We start from the raw sequence: 25,826 nt of genomic DNA on the forward strand, positions 1-25,826 counted from the left end.
AGCCTGAAAGCGCCGGGGCCCGTGCCCCGGCGCGAGGCCCCGGATTACGCGATGACGGGGATCTCCAGGCCGAAGCCCTCCATGGCCTCCCGGATGGTCTTCATGGCGTCCACCTTCCACCGGCCGCCGTCCGCCTCGATGAGCATGAGGGCGGGGCCGTTGTCTGTGATCCGGGCGCGGAACACGAACTCGGATACCGGTTGGGCCACCTCGGGGAAGGTCCTGAAGGGCGCCAGGGCCACTCGCGGCTTGATGGTCACCTGGGCCTTGTGGCTGAGCCCGGCCTTGATAGTGGCTTTCTGGGTGAACCCGTTGTCATCGCTCGTGCTCGTGGCCTCGTTGGTGATGCTGGATGCCAGGTTGAGCACGTAGTCCTTGTCCTCGCTCTCCGCGAAGAGCGAGGCGATGGCGATAGAAAAGGACTCCTGGTCGATCCACTGGCCGAACTTGAACTTGTCGAAGGACACCGGCTGGGCCTGGATGAGCACCACACGCCGACCGTATTCGTCGGTCTCCTTGGCCTTGAGGGTCACAGTTGTTTCCGACTCCACGTGGATGAGGAACTCGGTGGAGAAGGCCTTGTTTTCCAGCTTGGCGCGGATGAGTTCCGAGAACCCGGCGAGGGTATTCACAGCCACGAGTTTGGGCTGGGGCGGCGCAGCGGCCAGGACCTGGTGGAGCGCCTCGGTGGAGAAGACGGTCTCGGTGCCGTGCACATCCTTCAGGTTGTAGGTCTTGGGGGTGGAGATGTCCAGGATCTTCTGGATGGTCTCGGAGGTGACGTCGTTGAGCATGCGGTGTTCCTTTCTTAGGCGCGCTTGGCGGGGAGTTCGGAGACGTTGGGGAGGGGCTCTTCGGGTTTGAAGAGCGGAGGATGGCGCTCAACCTCGAAGAGGCCGTAGGACTCGGACCCGGGGTCGAACGCGATGTAGGCCTCCGTTTTGCCTGCGTCGGGGCCGGGGATGGAGGACTTGACCTCGTAGGTGATCCGTCCGGAGCAGCGCTTCGCGTCCGGTTCGATGAGGACCACGATGGTCAACTTGCGCTTGGCCTCAGCGGAGGTGTTGGGATCCTGGATGTTCGCGCAGATCTTGCGGAACTCCAGGGTCGCGCACTCCATGAGGGCGCCACCGGCCAGATTGGCCAGTGTGATTTCGGTAGGATTCTGGGCCATCTAGGCCTCCTTGATGGCGGGGCACACGGGTCCCGCAGGGGTGAGCGTGCGGGGGGACGCTTCGCGGGCCCCCTTGAACAGCAGGACGTTGACCTTGATGCGGCTGCCCACCCGCGCGATGAACAGCCGGCGCTGCAGGTCCTTGAGGGTCAGATCGATCGTGGCGAGGTTTTCCTCAGTCAGTTTGCCGTGCAGGGCGAGCCACCCCATGGCCTGCAGGTAGACTCCGGCGCGCTCAATCCGTGCGGCCATCCCCTGCGGGATTGACACGGTGGCGGGCTTGGGCGATTCTTGGTCCATCGATTCTCCTTTCGAGAGAGGGAAATCCGGGGGCCGCGCGAACGGCCCCTTTCTTTTGGGGTTCAACTGGCCTTCACGGGTCGGATAACGGTCTCGAACCAGGCCCGGACCTGCGATTTTTTGAAGGCCAGGGTGGGCTCGCCCTTGTTGTTCTTCCGGAGCAGGTTCAAATACGCCGGGAAGGGGGGAAGGGTTTCGTCTGCAAGCCATTCGTAAATACGAGAATTGTTGATTCTTGGCTCATAGAACGTATGGATGAAGGCGACGATTGTGCGAAGGCTCACGAGGCGCTCATCATCCCCATCCGCAGTCCCAGCCGGGGGGAGATTGGCCGGGATGGGGGGATGTGAGTTGGGTGCACGGTGGTCACTGGCCTCCAGGGGTGGGAGCTCCGCCTCCGGGACTCCGAGGGTTTGGAGTACGAGCCGGAGGTCCTTGGGCGTCTTCCGGCCCGCCTCCCAGTGGCAAATGAGGCTCCTCGTGACACCAAGGCGCCTAGCCAGTTCCCCTTGGCTCATGTCGGCTTCGGTCCGAGCGCGGCGAATCAACTCCCCTGAAGTTGTTGACATGTAAGCTCCTCGCCGCCTTTGCGGCCGGGTGGGCTCCGTCAGAGCCTTGGAAACATTTACCTGTAGCCAGAAAAAGAACTGACCAAGTATTGACTTGGACTGTTGACATGCTATTTTTAGGGATGGGTGAACCGAATCCGCCCGGCCTCGAAGAGAACGGTAAGTTTGGCCTCGACGACGAACTGATTTCGTATCGTTCCGAACTGAATTGAATTTAGGCCGAACCAACCGATTGGTCAAGTATCGATCTTGAATTTTTTCTTGGGGTGGCCGATGTCAACAGTGGGCGAACGGATCAAAGAGGCGCGGGAGTCACGAGGCTTCACCCAAGAAGACCTTGCAGGCATCCTCCGGACCTCTCGGACTCTCATCTCGGCGTGGGAGCGCGACGAGACGGTCCCGCGGGGCAGCACTCGCATTAAAATTGCCAATGCCCTCGGATGCGATCAGGAGTGGCTGAGGACCGGATCCGGCCCGCGCGAATTGCGGGATGACCAATCGTTTTCGCTGACCTCGACCGAAGGGGTCGATCTGCTGGTCGACCAATACCTCGTTCCCGCACATGATCTGGTGCAAGCGGCCCTCCTGGACCGCGGGATAAAGCTGGAGAACGATCCACTCGCCCGTGTTGTATTCCAGGTGGCGATGAAGGCCCTGAGCGAGAAACGGAACCCGAATGAGGTTGATGTTGAGCAGGCTCTATTCGGCCTGATCAAGGGCTAGGCCATGGCTCGTCGGGCGAAGGCTTGGTTCACCGAAGACGGCCGGCCCATCATGCACGATGGGATATATAAGAACACGCCAGGTGGTGATTTTCTCTTCGACTTCAGGTGCTGCGGCCAGCACAAGAAGGGCAGCACCGGAACGCCGATCGAGGATCTGGCACGAGCCCACGTCGCGCAACTCAAGAGGCAGATCACGGATGCCTTCTACGGGCGAACGCCTCCAGAGCCCGTCAAACCCAAGGTCTACACGCTTTTCGAAGTTTGGGAGGAATGGGAGAAGAAGAAAACGAGCAGCGTATCGAAGAGCCATGTTCGATGGATGAAGGGGGTGGTGGTCCATCACACCCACGAGTGGAAAGATCTGCCCATCACTGAACTCGAAGGAGCAGCGATCAGCACGCTCAAGGACCGATACATGAGCGGGACGGGGAAGGGGTTCAAGAAGGGGGAGGGGCACACCGTTCGGACCCACAGCGGCGGGGGATGGAACAAGGTCCTCGTCCAGCTACGGGCCCTGGTGGGATTCGCACAATCGGAGGGCATGATCCAGGACCGGACGTTCTCGGCCAAGGGGAACTGGCTCAAGCCCGCCAGCAAGGCTCCTGGGTTTCTCTGGCCCGAGCAGGTTCAAAAATTCCTCGCGCCAATCGATACGATGCGGAAGAACTGCAAGGGGGATCGATTCTGTCACCCGGGAATCTACATCCGGCTCATGCTCGGTGTCGGCCTGCGCGAGGGAGAGGCCATCAACCTGGAATGGGAGCGGGTCAACTGGCGGCAGAATGTCATCGTGATAGCCGATGCACGGGCTACCGACTGGAGGCCGAAGGACCGCGAAGTGCGCGAGATCGAAATGCCCGCCTGGCTTCGAACCTACCTCCTCCAGTGGTGGGAATTCTGTGAGCGCCCATCCAAGGGCCTGGTGATGGTGTCTCGCCATGGCGGAGCCCACAGGGAGGGAATCTCCAAGCGGGCCATAGAGAAGGGCGCAGCCGAACTGGGAATCGTCGGCCTCCATCCGCATCTTCTGCGTGCGACCTTCGCCACCACCCAATGGGAGATCGGGGCGACCCTGGATGAGATCGCGGCGATGCTTGGGCACGACGACCCCGAGATCACCCTCAAGCACTACATCCGACGGCGCCCCAAGGGCCAGACCGTAAATCAAGCCAAGGCGGCCGAGCGGATGGGGTTCACGAATCCCCAAATAGTCCCCGCCTAAGAGTCAACATTCCACAAATGAAGTTTTATAACAGGTTGTTGGAACTACAAAGTGGCTCATAACCGCTTGGTCCAGGGTTCGAATCCCTGTGGGGCCACCAAGTAACCCTCCGATGAAGTCCGAGGAGGTCCGGAATAGCCCGTAGAACTTGGGCTTTCCGGGGTATTCATATCCGGGGGGGCTGCCGCGGTCCCCTGGAAATGGGAGTGCCTGGCGAACCTGGGGACGTGCTTAAAACAAAACACGCGGCAGTGGCCCGCCTATGCATGCCTCGATGGCGCCCACCAACATTGCGGAAGAATGCTCCCTCCGCCCCGCCGTCGTCGGGCGCACGATCAGCTAGGGCGCCCGCAATGCGGGTTGCCATTTCGCGGCAACGATCGTGACCACTCTGACTGAAATCTCTCATGCGACCTGTTTCCCAAGGCGAGAGTCCGCCCCTCCTGCATCCCGTCTGACTCAGATCCTCGCAAGCTCCGCTGGGTTCGCATCCAGCGGACCCAGCGGACCCAGCGAATCCGCGATGCGACGTTCGGGGCCTGCTTGAAGGGATACCGGCCAACAAAGGGATGGAAATCTTGAAGACGTTAATGAAGAGCGGTTGCGCTGAAATCAGCTTGTGTCATCATTCAAATCACCAATCAACGGCAGTTCTTCGGCCACCTCTTTTCAGGGCCCATGGTCAAGGTTGTGACTCGAGAAGTCCCGAGTCCATTCCGACGATCCATCCCTCCTGTTGGCCTGATCACAATTCGTGGCTCAATTCCATTCAATGGAGTCTCATATGTGGAAATTGACTATGCGGCTCTTCCTCCAGGCATTTACATTGCTTGCCGCAGGAGGCTCTTATCTTATTGCCCAATCCTATCAATCAAATTTCGGTGATATCAAGTTCGATCGCAACAAGAGCCCAGCAACTTGGCATGGTATTTCAGATGTTGAGTCTTCCACGGGAGCGCTTAGCATCAATATCCCTATGGGACCCGGGATTGGCGCCCGCGGAGCGAAATGGATCCCAACTATTCGTGGACGCTGGGCGCCCCAAATTGCTGGGATGTCCTCTACAACTGTTAATAGCGCAGGAGGTATTGCAGAGGGTAGTTGGACCCAAACAACGCATAATGGCAGCTTGGATTTTAGCCCCGGGCACCTTAAGCTGACGATCTGTGACTATGCATCAGAGATAACGAACCCAAATGCCGGTTCTAATGGCCCCCGTGAGGATTCAGATCTCTTCACTTATTATAGCCTTCCGGACGGAACTAGCGGATCCTATTTTGGCGCCATTGATTTCACTGGGCCAAATGCATTGTCTACCGGATTGGATCCTGTTGCTACGATTGCGGCATTTGGCTTTGAGGCATCGGCAGGCTGGTCGGTGGCTACCGACATTGCCGTTCCGACCAATGTAAATCCTGGTCCCTACGTCAGGCTTGGACAGAGTGGTGAGGTGGTTATTGGCTTGTATAAGCCAGGGGAAGCAGATACGCGGATCTGTGTTCCCCTTACGGGCCAGCTTGGAAATGGGCAAAGTTCCGACAACACCTGCCCGCGGTATCCCGGGCGTATTCTTGTTGTTAAAGGCGACATTGCGTATGAATTTGTATACCGCGCCACCAAGAAGACCGGCCTGATTCCCCTGGATGAGACGGACAGGAATTCGCCGAAGGTACAGGCCTTCCGATGGGCCACTTTTGGCCTAGCTTCCATCAGGAACAGGCAAGGCGATGCGATTAAGTTTACAAATGACCTGACCAATGACACCTTCCTAGCAAAATGGTACCTTGGCGACTGGAGCACGGACACTGGTCAGGCGATTCTCGTAACAGGCACCACTCCTTTTGGAACCTCTGAGAGCAATTCATTTAGCGTTAACTACCAAGGCAATGGGAATCAGCCTTCCTATACCGTTGGTGGTGTTCATCGAGTCGCACCTTACGGAAGTGCAGGCGAAGATACCGCTGGGACGAAGCCGGGGTTTGGGATTGATGGATTCATTAGCCGTGCCGTCGATTCGGTTGTCGATAACATTTCTGACCAGACGATTTCCTTGACATATGCTGAGTTGTGTCCAGAATTTTCTGTAAGTCCGCTCCAGTAGGGATTTCCTCAGTCTAGGGCGGGCAGCCGCAGGCGGACCCCGCCCGGCCCGGCGAAACCGATCAGATTCCTGCTGATGACCATCCGCTGTGGGGCATTTGGAGAACGCGCAGCGGTCTCCAGGCGCAGCCCGAGGGTGTGGAAAGGGTGCGGGCAGGCCCGCAGGGCCGGTGCGCGAAGCGCAGTCCACAGGCTTTCCATGCCTGAGCACGCTCCACAGAGCATGGGTCGGCGCCATCAGGGCATGGAGCGACCATAGGAACAAGATCACGCCGGTCCCCCCATGTGCACCCATGCCTGGCCGGTCCAGGCCTCGTTCTGTTCCATGAGAAGCGCCCCGTAGACGCGTTCCCGGCTTTCCGCATTGGGCCAAACCCGCACCAGTCGGCTCTTTCGCTTCAGCTCCTGGTTGAATCGCTCGACCATATTGGTCGTCCGCAGCCGCTTATGATGGCCCTCGGGTAGCGCCAGGACGGCCTGGAGGCTGTCCAGGTGCTCCTCCACGTAGTCCACTGCCTTGGGCGATTTCTCCTCCCAGCGCGCCCTCAGCAGACCGAGCAACTCCTGCGACCGGACGTAGTCCACGGCGTGGAGCACGGCCCTCACGTCTTCCCGGAAGGCCTTCTGGTCCGCCGCCTTGACCTGCTCGATCGACCTGCGGAGGAAGTGCGCCTGGCACTCCTGCCAGCTCGATCCGGGAAACGCCTTCGTCGCGGCCTGGCAGAGGCCCTCGTGGGCGTCCGAGACCAGCAGGTCGACCCCATGCAGGCCACGACCCTTCAGGTCCTTGAACAGGCCCTCCCAGGCCACCTCGGTCTCTCCGCCCCAATCCAGCCAGCCCAGGACCTCTCGCTCCCCCTTCTCGTTGACCCCAGCAGCCCATAGGAAGGCCCGGCTGCGGACGCGGTGGCCTTCCCGGACTTTGTCGAACCGGGCGTCAACGAGGAGATACGGAAAGGCACCCAAGGGCCGGGTCCGAAACGCTTCCACGGCCGGCTCGATGTCCTTTAGGATCTGGGATACCAGGCTGGGACTGACCTCTGCCCCGAAGGCCTCCTCCGCCAGCCTGCTCACGTTCCGGTTGGACACCCCGGCCAGCACCATCTGGCCGCAAGCGGCCAGCAGGGCGCGCTCGGATCTCTGCCAGCGCTCGAATAGGGCCGGCCGGAAGGAGCCGTTCCGGGCCTGCGGTACAGATAGCTCCAGGGCGCCGGCCACGGTCTGGAAGCCACGATCCTTGTAGCCATTGCGATAGCCGTTAGGCCGTTCCATGCCCCGGGCGTTCCAGGGCGCCTCGAAATGGGCGTCGGCCTGGCTGTTGATCAGGGCCTGGGCCACGGCTTCCACCAGCACTCGGAAGCCCTCGCCTCCTGGCTGCGAAAACAGTCCTTCCACAGTCCCCTCGGGGACCTCAAACTTCAACTCGGCCATTGGCTTCCTTTCGTAGGCTTGCTTGCTCGCAACTTCAAACCTACTGGAGCCAGTGGCCCCTTTGCTACCCGGACACCTGGAATGGCGCGGGGGCTAACTTACAGAAGCTTTTATACACAACCATTATTTTTCCGGAGCCTGTAACGCCAAGACTCTCGGAATGCCACCCGGAAACGCAATTATAGGCGTCAGATTCGACTCTGGTTCGCAAACTGGAATCGGTTGGGCGTCTTGGGCAGCTACAAATGGATCGACCATGGTTCCCCTTGTAACTAATGGGGCGGCGCCCAGCGGTGCGACGGTGGCATATGTCTTTATTAATGTTGGTCCATGCAACCCAGGGGCTCAGGGGGTTTTCGAGGGATTGGCTTTCTGGCGCGGGAACTCTGCAGATCCTACGAGGCCAGTTTGGAAGAAGGACATCGCCTACCTTGGCAGCAAGGAAATCGGTGAAATATCGTCAGATGGCAGTTCCCAAATTTCGATTTGTGATCACCTGGGGAGTCCCCGTTATGTTTGGGACGGCATTTCATCTCCAACCCAACAGAAGTTTTTGCCATATGGCGAAGCTCTGGCTGACTCCGCGACTTCCGGGAAGTTTGCCAAGGGGTTCACGAACCACGAGCAGACCGATCCGTCGGGACTTATCTACATGCAGGCTCGCTTCTACGCCCCGTGGTATGGCAGGTTCCTCAGCCCCGACCCGGCGCGGGACCAGCACTTCGAGGAAACGCAGAGCTGGAATATTTATAGCTATGTTCAGAACAACCCGACGATGAACATCGATCCCAATGGGCAGTGGAGAACTGGAATTCATAACAAAATAATTTCCAAAGCATTCGAGGGCAGGTATAGCTCTGAGCAAATTAAGATCATTCAAAATGCGAGTAGAGATTTCGACCTCGGAAAGGGGGCGATTAGTACGCGTTACCCAAACAGTCAGGATCCCGCAAACTCGCCCTGGCATAGCATGACACCCGGAGGTGGTGACCCTTCCGATGCCAAAGCTAGCCGTGATGCGTTTGTGGAACAGACAATCGATCAAGCAGCACAGCTTCGATTCGCCTCAGAGAATGCAACCGGGGATGAGAAGACGAATCTTGAAAACCAAGCTCTGGAGCTAGTCGGGATTGCGCAACATCCAGTAGCCGACGAGACGAGCCCATCACATGAGGGATTCCAAAAGTGGGCAGGGGTTCAGGATGTGGTTACTGCCGTGAAGGGTGCCGCGCATGTTGGGAAAGAATTGTTCATTTCCAAGAAACGGCTCGAAGAAGCTGCAAAGCGCGTAAAGGCAGTAGATGGTAGGGTCAACAAGAAGGTCGAAGATCTGAGGAAAAAGGAAGAAGAGAAGCGAAAGCCTGCAAATTGAGGGAGGGTGAATATGCTTATCCGAATTCGTTCATTAATTATTGGGGTGATTACAATGACAGCGAGCGCCCAGAACCTCGATAAAATCCCTTTACCAGTCGAATATCAGAAGGTTGCCCAATTGAAATCCGACAAGGACCGAATTGCCCTTGCATGGGGAGCAGCAAAGGACGCGAGACTCCCTGATTTTGAGAAATTTCGCATTGTTCTTAAGTTAACCCTAGAAATGAATGAAAAGGGACCCTTTATCTGGGAGCAGATGAAGTCTGAACCGAATTGGGATTCCACCATGTCTCTCTACGTTCGTGTTTCAGGAATTGCCTCTACTGACTATCCGTTTCTGAAGCCATGGTATGGGAAGCAGCATCACACAGAGCTTCTGAAGACACTACAAAACATGGGCTACTACAAGGCTGACGGAGTGACACCGGGGAAGCGAAGGTTTTCGGAATCCGACAAGAAAAAAATCTTCGACTATGCGACCACCTTGTATTTGAGAAGTGTGCAGCCAGCCCCATCAAGCACTTCTTCCCCCAACTGACCTCACCTCCAACCCCAGTAGCAAGCAACAGCAGGCCCACAGCACTGAAGGAAGGTTCCTGTTCAAATGTCGAAGCTAAAGACTCCAGCCACATTCGAGACGACATTCGGTAGCTATGAAGTCACCGAGCTAATTGGCGAGGGCGGGGCTGGTCGGGTCTATGGCGGGACCGGACTAGATGGGAGACCCATCGCACTGAAGGTCCTGTCTGAGGAGAGAGCATCCAAGGAGAAGCGGGGGCGGTTCAAAAACGAGATAGCCTTCCTCGCCCGGAACAATCACCCAAACATCGTCACGGTCCTGGACCACGGGATCGCGACAAGTGGCAGTATCAAGGGACCGTTCTACGTGATGCCGCGATACAGCAGAAGCCTCCGTCAGTTGATGAAGGACGGGATGAAACCGGGTGACGTTCTTCCTTTGTTTGCTCAGTTTCTAGACGGCGTTGAGGCAGCGCATCTTCAGAAGGTGGTGCATCGTGACCTCAAGCCGGAGAACATCCTACTGGACGCAGGCGGTAAGACTCCCGCGATTGCCGATTTCGGGATCGCCAAGTTCAATGAGGACGTCATCGCCACGCTGGTCGAAACCTCACCGGCTCAGAGGCTCGCCAACTTCCAATACGCCGCCCCAGAGCAGAGAACCCCTGGGAAGGAGGCGGGCGTTGGTTCTGACCTCTATGCCCTGGGGCTGATGCTGAATGAGATGTATACCGGTGCCGTGCCGCATGGAACGGACTACAAGACCATAGCCAGTGTCTTCCCTGAGATGGGGTTCCTGGATGAGATCGTCACGAAGATGCTGAAACAACAACCACAAGATAGACCCGGATCCATCGCAGAAATCAAGGCTTTAATCCAGCGCTACCAATCTAAAGCTGTATCTCTTCAGCGATTGAGCAAAATCGACAACACAGTAATTCCAGAAGGCAAGGTGGACGATCCATTAGCATTCGAGCCACCAAAGCTAGTGAACTTTGATTGGGATGGGGAGAATCTAACGCTGATCCTTGATCGCCCGGTTTCCTATGAATGGATCGCAGCGGTAAAAGACCTACGGGGCAGTTATTCATCGGTTATGGGGAAGGGTCCAGAAACATTTTTCTTTAAGGGTAATAGGGCAACGGTTGCTGCCCAGGAATATCAAGTCCAACAAATCATCGATCTGTTCAAACCTTGGCTTCCGATGGCAACTCAACGCCTTAGACAAAAATTGGAAGATGCTAACCAGCGAGCAGAAGCCGAACGAAAGACAAAGCAGCGGCAAGAGCGAGAAGCTGAAGAACGTCGAGTGAACTTGCTGCGAAATATTCGAATCTGAACAGTCTGATGGAAAACATTGTGTCCTTTCGGCAGGCGTGCGTTAAAGCGTAGCTTGATGGCGGGTAGGCTCATGGGTCGCTTGAGATCGCCCATTGTCATAGGCCATCAGAAACTGACCCCCCGGATGGGCGCGCTCCTGTCGTGGCGACCACCCGGCGCGCAGGGACGCGGGGGGGGTGCATTCGATCGGTTCCGGATACGCTGGCCAAACCCAGGTGGCGCGGTTGGCGTGCATTCGATCGCCCCGGGTGGGGCGCTCGCTTTTCGCGACTGAGGCCAGGGTAGTCGGCCCTGCCGGACCGGGCGAGCTGCCCCGGGGTCCCCAACGGCGGGCTGGCCTTGGCCGCGGGGGCTGGGATAATGCTTGCACCCCTCCGAGGTACCCCATGGCCACCCAGCAGCGCACCGTCGATTTCATCCTGGACCAGATGGGGGACGCGGGGGCCGTGTCGGCCAAGCGGATGTTCGGGGAGTACGGGGTCTTCCTGGACGGCAAGATGTTCGCCCTGATTTGCGATGACCGGCTGTTCCTCAAACCCACACCCGCGGGCCGGGAGCTGCTGGGCGCGGTGACGGAGGCGCCGCCCTATCCAGGCGCGAAGCCGTGCCTGCTCATCCCGGAGGAGGACTGGGACGACCGGGAGCGTCTGGCGGCCCTGGCCCGGGTCACGGCGGACGGGCTGGAGGCGCCCCGGAAGAAGACCAAGGCCCGTTCCTAGGCGTGGGTCGGCAAACCCTAGGTGCCTAGAAATCGCGATGAGGGGGCTGTTCCAGGTTGCGCGGATCCCCATTCATCCCATGCATCGGCGTTCATCCCGGTTTCCGCAGGGCTGGCGCGGAGGTGGGTCGGAGCGCACGTTACTCGACGGCCTTGACCCAAAGGTGGCGACAAAACCCAGCGAAGTTCAAACGGGGATAAACAGGATCCAGGGGAAAACCAGGATAAAGAACGGTCAGTCGACGTTGACGGTCCGGTAGCCTTCGCCCTCGGGCACGATGCGCACCAGCTTCGGCAGATGCGCGCCGGCCAGGACCGCCTGGGCCGCCGCCGCCCGGCGGAAGAAGTCCAGGCGCGAAGCCACGGCCCGCTCCCCATCCAGGTCGTACACGATCCCCGTTTTGGGCCGGGCGAACTGCACGGCCCCGAAGTGGATGAGATCCCCGATGCACCACAGTTCCTTGCCCTCCGAGCGGAACGCGAAGACCATGTGGCCCGCGGTGTGGCCGGGGGCGGCCAGGGCGGTGACCCCTTCGGCGGGGGTGGCCCCGTCCCCGAGGAGCGTCACATCCTTGCCGTAGGCGGCGAAGATGGCCTTCACCTTGGGGATGCGGTCCCAAAGGCGCTCGGGCAGGCCCGCCTTCGTCGTCCACTGGTCGTGCTCGGTCCTGGAAACGCAGAGCTTGGCCCGGGGGAAGGCCCGGGTGCCGTCGGGACGGAGGAGGCCGCCCACATGGTCGAAGTGGAAGTGGGTGATGAGCACCATGTCCACCTGGTCCGGCTTCAGGCCGGCGGCTGCCAGCTGGGTGAGCAGGTGGCCGGAATCCACGTCCGGGTCCTTGCCCATGCCGGTGTCCACGAGGAGGGTCCGGCCGGGCATGCGCACCAGGAAGGCGTTCACGGGGGTGCTGGCGGCCTTGCGGCCGCCCAGGAGGCCCACGGCCTCCGCCGGGGGGATGTCCTTGAGGAGGGAGGCCTCCAGGGAGAGCGTGCCGTCCACCAGGGGTTGAACGGTCATGCGACCAAGGGGCACGGGGGCCTGGGCGTTGAGGATCAGGGTGGCGAGGCAGGGCAGGAGGATTCGCATGACGGGATTCTACTCCTGCCCACCATGGGCGTCAGGCCCTGATGTTAGACTTCCGCATGGTCGATTCCTCCCCCACCCGGGCGCCGTCCCCCCTCCTGGAGACCCTGGTGGTGGGTGCGGGCGTGGCGGGGCTCACCTGCGCGGGGGCCCTGCGTAGCGCCGGGCGCCAGGTGGTGGTCCTGGAGCGGGCCCACGGCATCGGGGGGCGCTGCGCCACCCGGCGCTTCGACGGGCAGGGGGTGGACTTCGGGCCCCTCTTCGCCCACGGGCACCATCCGGCCTTTCTCAAGGCCCTGCGGGAGGTGGAGGCGGAACCCCTGCGGGACTGGCCCCGGCGGGTGGAGGGTGGGGGTCCCCCCTGCCAGCCCGGCGCCCTGGAACCCACCGTGCGGCGGGTGGCCTTCGCCGAGGGCATGAAGGCCTTTCCCCGGCACCTGGCCCGGGGACTGGAGATCCGCCTGGAGACCCGGGTGACGGGCATCCGGGCCGTCCCGGGCGGCTTCGAGGTGGTGGCCGGCGACGGCCCGCCCCTGCGGTGCCGGGACCTGGTCCTGGCCCTGGCCCTGGAGCAGACCCGCCGGCTCCTGGACACCCTGGAGCCCTTTCCCCAGGCCGCGGGCCTCCGGGCCCTCCTGGGCCTCTTCGGCAGCGTGCCCTGCCTCACGGTGATGGCGGGCTATGCCCTGGACGCGCCGGTGCCCGCCTGGGACGTGCTGTACCCGGAGGCCTCCGACGCGCTGCAGCTGGTGGCCCAGGATTCCACCAAGCGCGCGGCGCCCCGGTTCCGCACCTTCGTGGCCCAGGCCCGGCCGAAGTGGTCCCGGCAGCACCTGGACGCCCCCACGGAGCAGTGGGGCCGGGAGCTGCTGGACGAGGCCGCCGGGCACCTAGGGCCCTGGGCCGCCACGCCCCTCTGGACCTACCCCCACCGCTGGCGCTACGCCCGGCTGGGACCCACCAGCGAGCTCGCGGAGCCGCTGCGCATCGAATTCCCGGGGGGCGCCCGCCTGGGGCTGGCCGGGGATGTGTTTTCGCCGGGAGGGGGCCTCCAGGCCGCCTGGCTTTCCGGGATCCGCCTGGCGGATCGCTTCCTGCAGGAGCCTTCATGAGCATGGATTCCAAGCTGAACGAACTGGTCGAGCGGGACCGGGACCACGAATGCAAGGGCTTCGGACCCGACCAGGTGTGCGTGCGCATCGTGGCCGTGGCCAAGCTCCCCAGCCGCTTCGGGGATTTCCGCATCGCGGCCTTCTGGAACAACCGCGACCAGAAGGACCACATCGCCATCATCCACGGCGACGTGGTGGGGGCGGAGGACGTGCCCACGCGCATGCACTCCGAATGCCTCACCGGGGACGTGGTGGGCTCCCTGCGCTGCGATTGCCGGGACCAGCTGGAGACGGCCCTTTCCCGCATCGGCCAGCTGGAGCGGGGCGTGGTGCTCTACATGCGCCAGGAGGGCCGGGGCATCGGCCTGGCCAACAAGATCCGCGCCTACGCCCTCCAGGACCAGGGCCTGGACACCGTGGAGGCCAACCTCGCCCTGGGCTTCCGGGACGACGAGCGGGACTACGCCGTGGCGGCCCACATGCTCCACAGCCTGGGCATCGGCTCCATCCACCTCATGACCAACAACCCCACCAAGATCGAGCAGCTCACCCGCTACGGCGTGAACGTCAGCCGGCGCCTGCCGCACCTCCTGCCCCCCAACGTCCACAACCGCTTCTACCTGGAGACCAAGGCCCGGCGCTCGGGCCACTACATCGATTTCTCCGGCACCCCCCACCTGCAGGAGCAGAGCGACCCCGTGATCGTGGAGGGCATGCCCGGAGCCGAGTGACCGGCAATGATTCATTGAACCTGTCACCAAATCCCCCCAGGTGGAGTCCAAGGACACATATCTGGAAGGGGATCCCATGGAGTTCACGCTCAACGGCCAGGACAGGACCTTCGACGGGGATCCCGGGCAGGAGCTCCTGGCCTACCTCCGGGACGTGGCCGGGCTCAAGAGCCCCAAGGACGGGTGCTCCGGCGAGGGGATCTGCGGGTGCTGCACGGTGCTGGTGGACGGCAAGGCCCGGCTCAGCTGCCGCATGGCCGTGAAGGACGTGGCGGGCCGGACGGTCACCACGGTGGAGGGGCTCTCCCCGGAGGAGCGGGACGCCTTCGCGGATGCCTTCGTCCTCAAAGGCGGCGTGCAGTGCGGCTTCTGCACCCCCGGCATCGTCATGAAGGCGGCCTCCCTCCTCCGGAAGAACCCCGGCCCCACCCGGGAGGAGATCCGGGACGGCCTGAACGGGAACCTCTGCCGCTGCACCGGCTACAAGAAGGTCATCGATTCGGTGGCGTGCGCGGCCGAGGCCCTGCGGGAGGGCAGGCCCGTGGCCTTCCCCGGGGGCACCGGCGCGGTGGGCACCCGGCACCCCAAGTACACGGCGCGGGAGGCGGTGCTGGGGGAGCGGGTCTTCGTGGGGGACATGGTGGAGCCGGGCATGGTCTACGGGGCCCTGCGCTTCTCGGACCACCCCCGGGCCCGGGTGCTGAGGGTGGACACCACCGAGGCCCTGCAGGTGGAAGGGGTGCTGGCGGTGCTCACCGCCCGGGATATCAAGGGCCGGCGGGTCAACGGCATGATCTACCGGGACTGGCCCGTGATGGTGCTGGAGGGGGAGGAGACCCGGTGCATCGGCGACGTGCTGGCCTCGGTGGCGGCTTCCACGGAGGAGGCCGCCCGGGCCGCGGCGGGCCTGGTGCGGGTGGAGTACGAGGTGCTGCCGCCGGTCACGGACATCTTCGAGGCGCTCGAACCCGGGGCGCCCCAGCTCACGGACCACGGCAACGTCCTTTCCGTCACCGAGGTGCGCCTGGGCGACGCGGAGGGGGCCCTGCGCACCGCCGCCCACGTCACCCGCCAGCGCTACACCACCCAGCGCATCGAGCACGCCTTCCTGGAGCCCGAGGCGGCCCTGGCCGTGCCCTGGACCAAGGACGGCGAGGCCGGCGTGAAGATCTTCGACGGGGGCCAGGGCGGCTACGAGGACCGCCGGCAGATCGCCGAGCTCCTGGACCTTCCCGAGCGCCTGGTGAACGTGGTGCTGGTGCAGAACGGCGGCGCCTTCGGCGGCAAGGAGGACCTCATGGGCCAGCACCACGCCGCCATGCTCTGCCTGGCCACGGGGCGCCCCGTCATGCTCCGCTTCGACCGCAAGACCTCCCTGCGCACCCACGCCAAACGCCACCCCATCGTCATGGACTACGAGCTGGGCTGCGACGCGGAGGGCCGGCTGGTGGCCCTGGTGGCCCGCATGCACTCGGATTCCGGCGCCTACGCCAGCGTGGGCATGAAGGTCATCGAGCGGGCCGTGGCCCACTCCGCCGGGGCCTACGCCATCCCCAACGTCCACGTGAAGGGCACCGCCGTCATCACCAACAACGCCCCCTGCGGCGCCATGCGGGGCTTCGGGGCCAACCAGGCCGCCTTCGGCATCGAATCCAGCGTGGACGAACTGTGCGCCCTGGGGGGCTTCGACCGCTGGCAGTTCCGCTGGGACAACGCCCTCACCGAAGGCAAGGCCACGGCCACCGGCCAGGTGCTGCGCAGCGGCGTGGGCGTGCGGGCCTGCCTGGAGGCCCTGGAGGGCCGCTTCCGGGCCGCGAAATACGCGGGCCTGGCCGCGGGCATCAAGAACACCGGCATCGGCTGCGGCATGCCCGATTCCGGCATGGCCAAGATCGAGATCCTGGGCCCGCAGAAGGTCGTCCTGCACCACGGGTGGTGCGAAATGGGGCAGGGGGCCCACAACATGGCCCTGCAGACCCTGGTCACCGAGACCGGCATCGACCCCGCCGTCATCGAGGTGCGGGTGGAGACGGACGCCGAGACCCGGTGCGGCATGACCACCGCCAGCCGGGGCACGTCCCTGGTGGGAAACTCCGTGCGCGAGGCCGCCCGGGGCCTGAAGGCGGACCTGGCCGCGGGGCTCACCCTGGCCGATCTGGCGGGGCGGACGTACCGGGGCGAGTGGGTCTGCGACTGGACCACCAAGGTGGGCCAGGAGCCCCCCGAGGGCCGGGAGATCGTCACCCACTACTCGTACGGCTACGCCGCCCAGCTGGTGGAGCTGGACGGAGCCGGGCGCATCACCCGGGTCACCGCCGCCCACGACGCCGGCAGGATCATGAACCCCACGCTCTTCGAGGGGCAGATCGAGGGCTCCCTGCACATGGGGCTGGGCTACGCCATCACGGAGGATTTCCCCTACCGTGACGGCTGGCCCGTGTCCTGGAAGATGGCGGATCTGGGGATCCTGCGCACCCGGGATATGCCGGAACTGGACGTGATCGGGGTGGAGGTGCCGGATGCCCACGGCCCCTACGGGGCCAAGGGCGTGGGGGAGATCGGCCTGGTGCCCACGGCCCCGGCGGTGGCCAACGCCCTGCGGCAGTTCGACGGCGTGAGGCGCACGGCCCTGCCCCTGAGGGAGCTGCGGCTCCTGGGCCGGGGGAAGTGAGCGCCATGGGCAAGCCCTTCCGCCCCGCCCCCCTCGAGATGCTCGCCGGATGGATCTTCCGGGAGCTGGACGCCCGCGACACGGTCATGGGGATCCCCAAGGCCAATTTCCAGGTGCCCACCCCCGCCATGGCCCGCACCCTCTTCGGCCACACCGTCGCCGCGCCCCTGGGCGTGGCCGCGGGCCCCCACAGCCAGCTGGCCCAGAACATCGTCTCCAGCTGGCTCTGCGGCGCGCGCTTCATCGAGCTCAAGACCGTGCAGATCCTGGACGAGATCGAGGTGGCCCGCCCCTGCATCGACGTGGAGGACGAAGGCTACAACTGCGAATGGAGCCAGGAGCTCAAGCTGGAGGAATCCTTCACGGAGTACCTCAACGCCTGGGTGCTCCTGCACGCCCTGGCCCACCGGCTGGGCCTTCCGGGCCCGGGCACCCATTTCGCCATGAGCGTGGGCTACGACCTCCAGGGCATCCGCACGCCCCGGGTGCAGGGCTTCATCGCGTCCATGCGCCACGGGGGCGCGGCCCTGGCCGACGCCGTCGACCGGGTCGCGCGGGTCTACCCCGCCGTGCGGGACCTGGACATCCCCGACGAGCTCTCCAACCACGTCACCCTCTCCACCATGCACGGGTGCCCCCCCGACGAGATCGGGCGCATCGCCACCTTCCTCCTTACGGAGGTGGGCGTCCACACCTGGATCAAGCTCAACCCCACGCTCCTGGGGGCCCCCCGGCTGCGGGGGATGCTCAACGCCACCCAGGGCTTCGACATCGAGGTGCCCGACAGCGCCTTCGAGCACGATCCCAAGTTCGACGAGGCCGTGGCCATGATCCGCGGCCTCGCCGCCACGGCCCGGGACCTGCCCCTGCAGTTCGGCCTCAAGCTCACCAACACCCTGGAGGTGCGCAACCACCGCGCGGTATTCCCCCCCGCCGAGAAGATGATGTACCTCTCCGGCCGGGCCCTGCACCCCCTGACCCTCAACCTGGCCCACCTCCTTTCGGAGGAGCTGGATGGCCAGGTGCCCATGAGCTTCTGCGGCGGCGCCGACGCGGGGAGCTTCCCGGCCCTGGTGGCCGACGGCCTGGGCCCGGTCACGGTGTGCACGGACCTGCTCAAGCCCGGGGGCTACGCCCGGCTCCAGCAGTACCTGGTCAACCTGGACGCGGCCATGGCCGGCGCCCCGACCCTGGACGCCTACATCCTGGCGGCCTCCGGGGGCCACGGCGCGCGCGTCAACCTGGCCCGCCACGCGGTGAAGGCCGCGGGGGACGACGCCTACGTCCGGCGCCCCCGGCCCCTGCGGTTCAAGGGGCCCCGGGCCCTGGGCCATTTCGACTGCATCTTCGCGCCCTGCGTGGACGGCTGCCCCACCAACCAGAACATCCCCGACTACCTCTGGCTCGTGGCCCACGGCCGGCCCCGGGAGGCCATGGAGGTGATCCTGCGCACCAACCCCCAGCCCGGCATCACGGGAAGCGTCTGCGACCACCCCTGCACGGAGAAGTGCGTGCGCATGTTCTACGACGCGCCCGTGGCCATCCGGGAAATCAAGCGCTTCGCCTTCGAACGGGGCGGGGCCTTCCCCGAGCGGCCCGGTCCCCGGCGCAACCTCAGGGTGGCCATCGTGGGCGCCGGGCCCGCGGGGCTCTCCGCCGCCTATTACCTGGCCAAGGCCGGCTTCGAGGCCCACGTGTTCGAGGCCAAGCGGGAGCTGGGCGGCATGGTGTCGGGCGTCATCCCGGGCTTCCGCCTCACGGGGGAGGCCCTGGGCGCCGACCTGGACCGCCTGGCGGACCTGGGCGTCACCTTCCACCTGGGCGAGGCCCTGGGGCGGGAGCGCACCCTGGGCGAGCTGCGCCGGGACTTCGCCTGCGTCTTCCTGGGGGTGGGGGCCCAGAAGGGAAAGCGCCTGGGCATCCCGGGGGAGGAGGCCGAGGGCGTGGTGGACGCCCTGGACTTCCTGGACCGGGTGCGGGCCGGCACCCCCATGGACCTGGGCAGGCGGGTGATCATCATCGGCGCGGGCAACACCGCCATGGACGCGGCGCGCTGCTCCCGGCGCCTGGTGAAGGACGGGGACGTGACCATCGTCTACCGGCGCACCCGGGCCCAGATGCCCGCGGACCCCGCCGAGGTGGTGGACTGCCTGGAGGAGGGGGTGGGCCTGCGGGACCTCCTGGCCCCGGCCTCCGTGGTGACCGCCGGCGGCAGGGTGACGGGCCTGGCCTGCGCCCGCATGGCCCTGGGGGAGCGGGACGCCTCGGGCCGGGCCCGCCCCGTGCCCGTGGAGGGCGGCGAGGAATTCCTCCCCGCCGACACCATCATCCCCGCCATCAGCCAGGAGCCGGTGCTGGACTTCCTGGACGGGCTCGAGGTGGCGCGGCGCCCCGACGGCACCTTCCGGGTGGATCCCGCCACCCGGGAGACCTCCGTGCCCGGGCTCTTCGCCGGGGGGGACGTGGTGCACGGCCCCTCCTCCATCATCGAGGCCATCGCCGACGGCCGCGCCGTGGCCGAGACCATCGCCCGGCGCCACGGCGTATCCGTGCCGGAGGAACCCTTCCTGGCCAAGGGCGAGCCGCACGCGGCCCTGCTGGAGCGCAAGGCCCGGGTGGTCCCCGCCCTGCAGGTGCCCGTGCTCCCCGTGGCGGAGCGCGCCGGCTTCGAGGAGGTGCTCCACTCCATCACCCCCGAGGCCGCCGCGAAGGAGGCCTCCCGCTGCCTGGACTGCGACGATCTCTGCAGCCTCTGCGTCACGGTGTGCCCCAACCGGGCCATGCTGGCCTTCCCCATGGACCCCCTGCGCCTGGCCCTGCCGGTGCTGGTGCAGCGCCAGGGCCGCCTGGAATTCCAGGGCACCCGCACCCTGGACGTGACCCAGGCCGTGCAGACCTTCAACGTCGCCGACTTCTGCAACGAGTGCGGCAACTGCACCTCCTTCTGCCCCACCGCGGGCGCCCCCTACCGCGACAAGCCCCGGTTCTGGATCGACCGGGACGGCTTCCGGGAGGCGGCGGACGACGCCTTCCGCATGGAGCGCCGCGGCGCGGACCTGGTGCTGGAGGCCCGCCTCCAGGGCCGGGAACACCGCCTGGAATCCGGGCCCGGCGGCACCGTCTACCGCTGCGGCCCCTTCACCGCCCGGGCCCGCCCCGGTTCCTGGGCCATCACGGACTGGGAGGTGCGGGGCAACCTGCCCGAAGGCACGGAGGTGGATCTGGCGCCGTACGGAACCCTCGTGGTGCTGCTCAACGCGGCGGCGTCGGTGCCGGACCTGGCGGCTACGCCCGGGTCGCGATGAAGGGGTAGAAGTCCTGGTCCTCGGCCCGCAAGCGGCGCTCCAGGGCCCGCAGGAAGTCCAGGGTCTGCACCCGGAAGGGCTCGGGTGCGGCCAGCACCTCGGTGGTGGAGAGCCAGCGCTTGAGGTGGGCGGTGAGGGCCTCCTTGAGGCCGCCCACCTCGTTCATGTAGGCGGTGGTCTTCTCCCGCACGGCGGCGTCGGGGCTCCCGAGGAGGGTGGGATACAGGGCCCGGTCCTCGAAGGCCAGGTGGATGTTGAGCCGCGCGCCCAGGGTCACCATCAGCTGCCGCGCCCCCAGGGCATCGAAGGCCCCGGGCTGGAGGCGGCGGTTCAGGTCCTCCAGGAGCCCGTGGATTTCGGCGTGGTGTTCCTGGTAGCGGTCGAGGTTCATGGTCGTGCCTTTCAGGGGGAGGGCGGCCTCCACCTCCACCATGAACCTCCGGCGCCCGGGGCGACTTGACGGCGGTCAAGGGCCCCGCGTCAGGCCATGGAATGCAGCCCGAAAAGGTTGTCCTCGGTGTCGTAGGCCAGGACGATGAAGCCGTACTCGCCGATGGAGGTCTTGGTCTTCAGGATCTTGCCGCCGGCCTTGAGGACGCGGTCGGCCTCCACGGCGCAGTCCTGGCAGCTGAAGTAGACCAGGGTGCTGTTGCCCCCGGAAGGGCAGCCCGCCATCTTCACCAGGGCCCCGGGGGTGCCGTAGCTGGTCATGTCGCCGTTGAAGGCCCACATCTCCGGCTCGGCGGCGCTGAGGGACGCCAGCTCGGTCTGGAACACCTTCTGGTAGAAGGCCTTGGCCCTGGCCATGTCCTGAACGTAGATTTCGAACCAGCCCACCGGATTGCCCATGGTCGTCCTCCTTGAGATTGCGACTCGAATTTTGGATGGGGGCGTTGGGAATTTCAACTGGAATCGGCTGGATACCCTTCATCCGGGCGCGCCGACCCACCCCGCGGCTGGCCCTGCGGGAACGGGGATGAAGGTGATGGAGGGGATGAAAGGGATGAAGAACCGAACTCTAGGGGCGGGTGGGGCAAGGGACAAGACGCCGGAGCAGGGTCCATAGGCCGCTGGCCTGGGTTCTGCCGGCGCCGTTGGGGACGGCCTGGGCCGGGCCGGAACTGGCGGGGGCTTCCAGGAGGCCGGTCACGAGGATCACCGAGGGCTCCTCGCCGGGGGCGGGGGCCTCGGTGCCGGACACCGCCAGAACGAAAGGAATGGGGGGCGCGGTGGAGGAGGAGGACGAGGAGGAGGAGGTGCCGGTGGACGGGTCGGCCGGGGAAGCGGAAAGGTTGGCGAGGGCGGTGGAGGAGCTGGCGAGGGTCGGTGCTCCGGCCGCCTCGGATTCGCGGTCATCCAACTGATCCAGGCTCTCCGCGTTGAAGGCCTGGATGAGGTCCGCCAGCCAGACGCGGGACAGGGCGGAGATCCGCAGCAGATCGAAGGCCTGGGTGAAAACGCTGGTGCCGGCCAGGGCCACCCCGTCGGACGCGGCGGCCAGGTCCGCGGCCGAAGCGGCGGAGCCGGCCTGGTTCGCGGCGGTGCTGGCGATGAGGAGGAGGCGGGAACCGGCGAACAGGCTGTTGCCCAGGCCCAGGGCCCGGGTCCCCGCCGCCGTCACCAGCGCCGCGAATTCGTCGAAGGTGGCGAAGGTATCGCTGCGGGTGCGGGAATCGGCCAGAGGGGAGGTGGGGCAGGGTGCCTGGCGGCCCCTGAGGATGCCCGCGGTCAGGCAGGCGATGCCATGGCGGTAGAGGTGGGAAATGGTGACGTTCCGGGCCCTGAACCCCTCCGCCACGCCCCGCTCGCACACCGGAAGAATCAGGTGGTGCCGGGCGGCCAAGGTGCATCCTTCGGTCAACCCGGCCAGGGCCGTCGCCATGGCCGGCATGGGGGGTTCCAGGGCGGTATCGCCGGAGTCGGGCGTCCCGGGCGGCGCCCCGGTGCAGTTCAGCCAGGCATTCTCCTGGCTGTTGGCATACCGCTGGTAGACGGCCCGGCTCGCCCCCGACAGGGCCGCCACCTCCCCGAAGATATCCCCGTCCGCCTCCAATTCGAGGCTGACGGCGATCAGGCTGTCGCCCACCAGGCCCAGGACGGCGGCCGCGGCGGAATGGTTTCCGTTGGCCTGCAGGGCGGCCTGACCCAGGCGCAGGCCCGCCCCGGCGGACTGGAGCGCGTAGGCGTCCCGGTTGAGCTGGTACATGAGGGCCCCGCCCTGGGCCGACAGGCGATCGAAATCCGCCAATTGATTGCTCTGGGTCAACGCGAGGCGCTCCTTGGCCTCATCGGCCGCCTCTCCCTCCAGGCACCATCCGGGGCCCAGGACCTCCGGGTTCTGGAACAGGTGCCGCGCATCCGCGAACACGCGCAGGGCCTGGGCCTGGATTCCGGTCCGGTAGTGGGGATCGCAGGGGCCCAGGGCATGGCCCATCATGGCGGCCGGCCCGCAAAGGGGGCCCAGCGCCTGGAACCCGTTCAGGGCCGGATCCTCCAGGAACGGGTTGGACCGGGCCTGGGCCGGCAGCGCGGCGGGATCCATCAGGGCGCCCAGGCCCAGCAGGAGCATGCAACAGAATCCCGGGCGCCCCGAAGGGGCCGGCGCCTTCCGCCGGGCCGGGGGCCCGGCCTGGGCCAGGGTCCCGGCCAGGAGCACAAGGGTTACGCCGCGCAGGCAGACGTAACGGGGGATCAGTCGGACGGTCATGGGCACTCCCTCGGGTCGTTCGAAACAGGGGATGCCGATTTTTACCGATTGGTTTCCCGCCCGGACGTGCCGCCTCAGGCGACCCATTCCTCCTTGCGCACCTCGCCGTCCACGCCGACCACCACGACCTTCAGGGGCACCCGGCGCTGGGCGGCCTGGGAGGCCACCTGGGCGCAGCGCAGGAGGCCGCCGCAGCAGGGCACCTCCATGATCATCACAGTGATGGTGTTCACCTGGGCCTCGTCGATGAGGGCGGTGAGCTTGGCCACGTAGGATTCCTGGTTGGAATCCAGCTTGGGGCAGGCGATGGCCACCTTCTTGCCGGGCAGCCACTTCTGGTTGAAGTCGGGCAGGGCGAAGGCCACGCAATCGGCGGCCAGGAGCAGATCGGCCTTGTGGAAGACCGGGTTCAGGGGGGAGATGAGGTGCATCTGCACGGGCCAGTGGGTGAGCTGGCTCTGGAGGCCCTCGGCGGCCACGGGGGCCGCGGCGCGTTCGAGGGTGCGGGGGGCGGAACCGGGACAGCCCATGGGTTTCTCCTTGTAGGCGGGAATGGCGACCTTGAGCTCGGCCAGGTAGGCTTCGGCCTCCCGGAGGTACGCGGTCTGGGCGTGGTGGTGGAGGTGCTTGAGGTGGGCCTTGAGGGTGTTGGGGCCCATGGGAAGGATGTTGTCGAGGGTGCGGCGCTCGTCGTAGGGGGCGGCTTCGCGCGTCTCCACGGCGATGGCCCCCTGGGGGCACTCGCCGATGCAGGCTCCCAGCCCGTCGCAGGTGATCTCGCTCACCAGGCGGGCCTTGCCGTCGATGATCTGCAGGGCCCCTTCGGGGCAGCCCTCTGCGCAAAGGCCGCAGCCGTCACACAGCTCCTCGTCGATGCGGATGATCTGGCGTTCCATGGCGTCTCCCGAGGTTCCAGGATGGCGGACGCACGCGGACCGCGCCTTGATCTGCATCAAGAACCGGCCGGAAATCGCCCGGGGGGGAATCCCCGCCCCCTGCCTTATGATGGTGCCTGGAGACCATTCATGGCCAAGAAGACCCCCGACCAGCCCGAAATCATCTATTCCATGATGCGGGTGAGCAAGTTCTACAACAACAAGCCCGTCATCAAGGATATTTCCCTGTCCTACTTCTACGGCGCCAAGATCGGCGTCCTGGGCCTCAACGGTTCGGGCAAGTCCACGGTGCTGCGCATCATGGCCGGCGTGGACCAGGACTTCAACGGCGAGGCGGTGCTCAGCAAGGGCTACACCACCGGGCTCCTGGAGCAGGAACCCAAGCTCGACGACACCAAGACCGTGCGGGAGATCGTGGAGGAGGGGGCCGCGTTCAAGGTGGCCCTCCTGAAGGAATACAACGAGATCAGCGAGCTCTTCGGGGAGCCCGACGCGGACATGGACGCCCTCCTGGCGCGCCAGGGCGAGCTGCAGGACCAGATCGACACCCTGGACTGCTGGGACCTGGACACCCAGCTGGAGCAGGCCATGGACGCCCTGCGCTGCCCGGATCCCGAAACCCCGGTGAGCGTCCTGTCCGGGGGCGAGCGCCGCCGGGTGGCCCTGTGCCGGCTCCTCATCCAGCAGCCCGACATCCTGCTGCTGGACGAGCCCACCAATCACCTGGACGCGGAAAGCGTGGCCTGGCTGGAGCTGCACCTCCAGCGCTACGAGGGCACGGTCATCGCCATCACCCACGACCGGTACTTCCTGGACCACGTGGCGGAGTGGATCCTGGAACTGGACGGCGGACGGGGCATCCCCTGGAAGGGCAACTATTCCAGCTGGCTGGAGCAGAAGCAGGCCCGCCTGGCCCAGGAGGAGAAATCCGACAAGGCCCGGCAGAAGACCCTGGAGCGGGAGCTGGAGTGGATCCGCATGTCCCCCAAGGGCCAGCACGCCAAGAGCAAGGCCCGCATCTCCAGCTTCGAGAATCTCCTGAGCGAGGAGAGCGTCCAGCGGGAGAAGGAGCTGGAGATCTACATCCCCGCCGGCCCCCGCCTGGGGGACCTGGTGGCCGAGGTGCAGGGGGTCTCCAAGGCCTACGGCGACAAGGTGCTCTTCGAGGACCTCACCTTCGCCATCCCCCGGGGCGGGATCCTGGGGGTCATCGGCGCCAACGGCGCCGGAAAGACCACCCTCTTCCGCATGCTCGCGGGGGAGGAGGCCCCCGACGCCGGCACCATCCGCATCGGCGAAACCGTGAAGATGGCCGTGGTGGACCAGCTGCGGGAGGGCCTGGACCCCGACAAGAGCGTCTATGAAGCCGTCACCGGCGGCTCGGACCTGATCGAAATGGGCGGCAAGCTGGTCAATGGCCGGGCCTGGATGTCCAAGTTCGGGTTTTCCGGCGAATCCCAGACCAAGAAGGTGCGGGAGCTCTCCGGCGGCCAGCAGAACCGCCTGAACCTGGCCCTGACCCTCAAGAGCGGCGCCAACGTGCTGTTCTTCGACGAACCCACCAACGACCTCGACGTGAACACCATGCGGGCCCTGGAGGAGGCGGTGGAGGCCTTCGCCGGATCGGCCGTGATCATCAGCCACGACCGCTGGTTCCTGGATCGCCTGGCCACCCACATCCTGGCCTTCGAGGGTGATAGCCGGGTTGAATTCTTCGACGGAAACTATTCCCAGTACGAGGCTTATCGTCGCGAGCAGCTGGGCCTGGACGCGGGCCCGCACCGCATCCACTACCGGAAGCTCACCCGCTGATCCGGCCAAGGCACCGGATATTCACCGTGCGCGGG

The 25,826-nt window shown here is 65.1% G+C and carries 22 protein-coding genes and 1 pseudogene; 12 read left to right on the plus strand and 11 right to left on the minus strand.

Translation table 11 applies throughout. From position 1 onward, the window contains the following. Positions 1-44: 44 nt before the first annotated feature. From R2J76_RS10770 to R2J76_RS21580, 5 genes and pseudogenes are all read right to left on the minus strand, one after another. Entirely contained in the window at positions 45-794 is a 750-nt protein-coding gene (locus tag R2J76_RS10770; protein WP_316415853.1) for a hypothetical protein, read from the minus strand. Positions 795-808: 14 nt separating this feature from the next. Then, complete coding sequence (locus R2J76_RS10775; protein ID WP_316415854.1) at positions 809-1,174, minus strand: hypothetical protein; 366 nt, start codon at positions 1,172-1,174, stop codon at positions 809-811. Further along, entirely contained in the window at positions 1,175-1,474 is a 300-nt protein-coding gene (locus R2J76_RS10780; protein WP_316415855.1) for a hypothetical protein, read from the minus strand. Between the two features lie 62 nt (positions 1,475-1,536). Further along, the gene (locus R2J76_RS10785; RefSeq protein WP_316415856.1) at positions 1,537-1,758 is read right to left on the minus strand and encodes a hypothetical protein; all 222 of its coding nucleotides are present in this window, start codon (positions 1,756-1,758) and stop codon (positions 1,537-1,539) included. A gap of 108 nt (positions 1,759-1,866) precedes the next feature. After that, positions 1,867-2,043, minus strand: a pseudogene (locus R2J76_RS21580) (helix-turn-helix transcriptional regulator); the annotation flags it as partial. A gap of 273 nt (positions 2,044-2,316) precedes the next feature. On the opposite strand from R2J76_RS21580, the gene R2J76_RS10790 reads away from it, so the two are divergent. The 3 genes from R2J76_RS10790 to R2J76_RS10800 all read left to right on the plus strand — a co-directional run bounded on the left by R2J76_RS10790 (position 2,317) and on the right by R2J76_RS10800 (position 6,091). Then, entirely contained in the window at positions 2,317-2,766 is a 450-nt protein-coding gene (locus R2J76_RS10790) for a helix-turn-helix domain-containing protein (RefSeq protein ID WP_316415857.1), read from the plus strand. 3 nt (positions 2,767-2,769) lie between these two features. Continuing rightward, complete coding sequence (locus R2J76_RS10795) at positions 2,770-3,990, plus strand: tyrosine-type recombinase/integrase (protein ID WP_316415858.1); 1,221 nt, start codon at positions 2,770-2,772, stop codon at positions 3,988-3,990. A 799-nt stretch (positions 3,991-4,789) separates the two neighbouring features. Next, positions 4,790-6,091 (plus strand): hypothetical protein, encoded by a 1,302-nt coding sequence (locus R2J76_RS10800; protein ID WP_316415859.1) that lies wholly within the window; start codon positions 4,790-4,792, stop codon positions 6,089-6,091. 266 nt (positions 6,092-6,357) lie between these two features. On the opposite strand, the gene R2J76_RS10805 is transcribed toward R2J76_RS10800, so the two are convergent. After that, a complete protein-coding gene (locus R2J76_RS10805; RefSeq protein WP_449405577.1) occupies positions 6,358-7,443 on the minus strand; it encodes an IS256 family transposase in 1,086 nt (361 codons plus the stop codon). Positions 7,444-7,777: 334 nt separating this feature from the next. Between R2J76_RS10805 and R2J76_RS10810 the strand changes: the two genes are divergently transcribed. From R2J76_RS10810 to R2J76_RS10825, 4 genes are all read left to right on the plus strand, one after another. After that, positions 7,778-8,893, plus strand: a complete 1,116-nt coding sequence (locus tag R2J76_RS10810; protein WP_316415860.1) for an RHS repeat-associated core domain-containing protein — start codon at positions 7,778-7,780, stop codon at positions 8,891-8,893. A 12-nt stretch (positions 8,894-8,905) separates the two neighbouring features. After that, positions 8,906-9,433 carry a hypothetical protein gene (locus R2J76_RS10815; protein WP_316415861.1) on the plus strand — a complete coding sequence of 176 codons (528 nt, stop codon included), beginning with the start codon at positions 8,906-8,908 and terminating at the stop codon, positions 9,431-9,433. Positions 9,434-9,499: 66 nt separating this feature from the next. Then, positions 9,500-10,753, plus strand: a complete 1,254-nt coding sequence (locus R2J76_RS10820) for a serine/threonine-protein kinase (protein ID WP_316415862.1) — start codon at positions 9,500-9,502, stop codon at positions 10,751-10,753. A 388-nt stretch (positions 10,754-11,141) separates the two neighbouring features. After that, positions 11,142-11,474, plus strand: coding sequence for a TfoX/Sxy family protein (locus tag R2J76_RS10825; RefSeq protein ID WP_316415863.1), 333 nt, complete (start codon positions 11,142-11,144; stop codon positions 11,472-11,474). Between the two features lie 234 nt (positions 11,475-11,708). Here the strand turns inward: R2J76_RS10825 and R2J76_RS10830 are convergent, their stop codons facing one another. Then, positions 11,709-12,560, minus strand: coding sequence for an MBL fold metallo-hydrolase (locus tag R2J76_RS10830; RefSeq protein ID WP_316415864.1), 852 nt, complete (start codon positions 12,558-12,560; stop codon positions 11,709-11,711). Between the two features lie 56 nt (positions 12,561-12,616). Between R2J76_RS10830 and R2J76_RS10835 the strand changes: the two genes are divergently transcribed. The 4 genes from R2J76_RS10835 to ygfK all read left to right on the plus strand — a co-directional run bounded on the left by R2J76_RS10835 (position 12,617) and on the right by ygfK (position 20,376). After that, positions 12,617-13,669: an NAD(P)/FAD-dependent oxidoreductase gene (locus tag R2J76_RS10835; protein WP_316415865.1), complete on the plus strand. Its 1,053-nt coding sequence runs from the start codon at positions 12,617-12,619 to the stop codon at positions 13,667-13,669. Beyond that, positions 13,666-14,400 carry a GTP cyclohydrolase II gene (gene ribA / locus R2J76_RS10840; protein ID WP_316415866.1) on the plus strand — a complete coding sequence of 245 codons (735 nt, stop codon included), beginning with the start codon at positions 13,666-13,668 and terminating at the stop codon, positions 14,398-14,400. Before R2J76_RS10835 ends, ribA begins: the two co-directional genes overlap by 4 nt. A 76-nt stretch (positions 14,401-14,476) precedes the next feature. Then, positions 14,477-17,071, plus strand: a complete 2,595-nt coding sequence (gene xdh, locus R2J76_RS10845) for a selenium-dependent xanthine dehydrogenase (protein WP_316415867.1) — start codon at positions 14,477-14,479, stop codon at positions 17,069-17,071. Between the two features lie 5 nt (positions 17,072-17,076). Continuing rightward, positions 17,077-20,376, plus strand: a complete 3,300-nt coding sequence (gene ygfK, locus R2J76_RS10850) for a putative selenate reductase subunit YgfK (RefSeq protein WP_316415868.1) — start codon at positions 17,077-17,079, stop codon at positions 20,374-20,376. On the opposite strand, the gene R2J76_RS10855 is transcribed toward ygfK, so the two are convergent. From R2J76_RS10855 to R2J76_RS10870, 4 genes are all read right to left on the minus strand, one after another. After that, complete coding sequence (locus tag R2J76_RS10855) at positions 20,357-20,809, minus strand: hemerythrin domain-containing protein (protein WP_316415869.1); 453 nt, start codon at positions 20,807-20,809, stop codon at positions 20,357-20,359. The genes ygfK and R2J76_RS10855 overlap by 20 nt on opposite strands. A gap of 47 nt (positions 20,810-20,856) precedes the next feature. Further along, positions 20,857-21,225: a VOC family protein gene (locus R2J76_RS10860; RefSeq protein ID WP_316415870.1), complete on the minus strand. Its 369-nt coding sequence runs from the start codon at positions 21,223-21,225 to the stop codon at positions 20,857-20,859. A 169-nt stretch (positions 21,226-21,394) separates the two neighbouring features. After that, positions 21,395-23,083, minus strand: a complete 1,689-nt coding sequence (locus tag R2J76_RS10865; RefSeq protein WP_316415871.1) for a hypothetical protein — start codon at positions 23,081-23,083, stop codon at positions 21,395-21,397. 74 nt (positions 23,084-23,157) lie between these two features. After that, positions 23,158-23,979, minus strand: coding sequence for an ATP-binding protein (locus tag R2J76_RS10870; RefSeq protein ID WP_316415872.1), 822 nt, complete (start codon positions 23,977-23,979; stop codon positions 23,158-23,160). A 129-nt stretch (positions 23,980-24,108) separates the two neighbouring features. Here R2J76_RS10870 and ettA point away from each other — a divergent pair, with 129 nt between their 5' ends. Further along, positions 24,109-25,791, plus strand: coding sequence for an energy-dependent translational throttle protein EttA (ettA, locus tag R2J76_RS10875; protein WP_316415873.1), 1,683 nt, complete (start codon positions 24,109-24,111; stop codon positions 25,789-25,791). The last annotated feature ends 35 nt before the right edge of the window (positions 25,792-25,826 follow it).

This window comes from Mesoterricola silvestris (assembly GCF_030295405.1).
GTDB lineage: Bacteria > Acidobacteriota > Holophagae > Holophagales > Holophagaceae > Mesoterricola > Mesoterricola silvestris.

What these genes read in the sequence shown, in the direction of transcription:
- R2J76_RS10865 (WP_316415871.1), bottom strand. Translation starts at nt 23,083, where the DNA reads ATGACCGTCCGACTGATCCCCCGTTACGTCTGCCTGCGCGGCGTAACC.
- R2J76_RS10825 (WP_316415863.1), top strand. Translation starts at nt 11,142, where the DNA reads ATGGCCACCCAGCAGCGCACCGTCGATTTCATCCTGGACCAGATGGGG.
- R2J76_RS10855 (WP_316415869.1), bottom strand. Translation starts at nt 20,809, where the DNA reads ATGGTGGAGGTGGAGGCCGCCCTCCCCCTGAAAGGCACGACCATGAAC.
- xdh (WP_316415867.1), top strand. Translation starts at nt 14,477, where the DNA reads ATGGAGTTCACGCTCAACGGCCAGGACAGGACCTTCGACGGGGATCCC.
- R2J76_RS10860 (WP_316415870.1), bottom strand. Translation starts at nt 21,225, where the DNA reads ATGGGCAATCCGGTGGGCTGGTTCGAAATCTACGTTCAGGACATGGCC.
- R2J76_RS10810 (WP_316415860.1), top strand. Translation starts at nt 7,778, where the DNA reads ATGGTTCCCCTTGTAACTAATGGGGCGGCGCCCAGCGGTGCGACGGTG.
- ribA (WP_316415866.1), top strand. Translation starts at nt 13,666, where the DNA reads ATGAGCATGGATTCCAAGCTGAACGAACTGGTCGAGCGGGACCGGGAC.
- R2J76_RS10830 (WP_316415864.1), bottom strand. Translation starts at nt 12,560, where the DNA reads ATGCGAATCCTCCTGCCCTGCCTCGCCACCCTGATCCTCAACGCCCAG.
- R2J76_RS10870 (WP_316415872.1), bottom strand. Translation starts at nt 23,979, where the DNA reads ATGGAACGCCAGATCATCCGCATCGACGAGGAGCTGTGTGACGGCTGC.
- R2J76_RS10775 (WP_316415854.1), bottom strand. Translation starts at nt 1,174, where the DNA reads ATGGCCCAGAATCCTACCGAAATCACACTGGCCAATCTGGCCGGTGGC.
- R2J76_RS10835 (WP_316415865.1), top strand. Translation starts at nt 12,617, where the DNA reads ATGGTCGATTCCTCCCCCACCCGGGCGCCGTCCCCCCTCCTGGAGACC.
- R2J76_RS10780 (WP_316415855.1), bottom strand. Translation starts at nt 1,474, where the DNA reads ATGGACCAAGAATCGCCCAAGCCCGCCACCGTGTCAATCCCGCAGGGG.
- ettA (WP_316415873.1), top strand. Translation starts at nt 24,109, where the DNA reads ATGGCCAAGAAGACCCCCGACCAGCCCGAAATCATCTATTCCATGATG.
- R2J76_RS10770 (WP_316415853.1), bottom strand. Translation starts at nt 794, where the DNA reads ATGCTCAACGACGTCACCTCCGAGACCATCCAGAAGATCCTGGACATC.
- R2J76_RS10795 (WP_316415858.1), top strand. Translation starts at nt 2,770, where the DNA reads ATGGCTCGTCGGGCGAAGGCTTGGTTCACCGAAGACGGCCGGCCCATC.
- ygfK (WP_316415868.1), top strand. Translation starts at nt 17,077, where the DNA reads ATGGGCAAGCCCTTCCGCCCCGCCCCCCTCGAGATGCTCGCCGGATGG.
- R2J76_RS10800 (WP_316415859.1), top strand. Translation starts at nt 4,790, where the DNA reads ATGCGGCTCTTCCTCCAGGCATTTACATTGCTTGCCGCAGGAGGCTCT.
- R2J76_RS10790 (WP_316415857.1), top strand. Translation starts at nt 2,317, where the DNA reads ATGTCAACAGTGGGCGAACGGATCAAAGAGGCGCGGGAGTCACGAGGC.
- R2J76_RS10820 (WP_316415862.1), top strand. Translation starts at nt 9,500, where the DNA reads ATGTCGAAGCTAAAGACTCCAGCCACATTCGAGACGACATTCGGTAGC.
- R2J76_RS10815 (WP_316415861.1), top strand. Translation starts at nt 8,906, where the DNA reads ATGCTTATCCGAATTCGTTCATTAATTATTGGGGTGATTACAATGACA.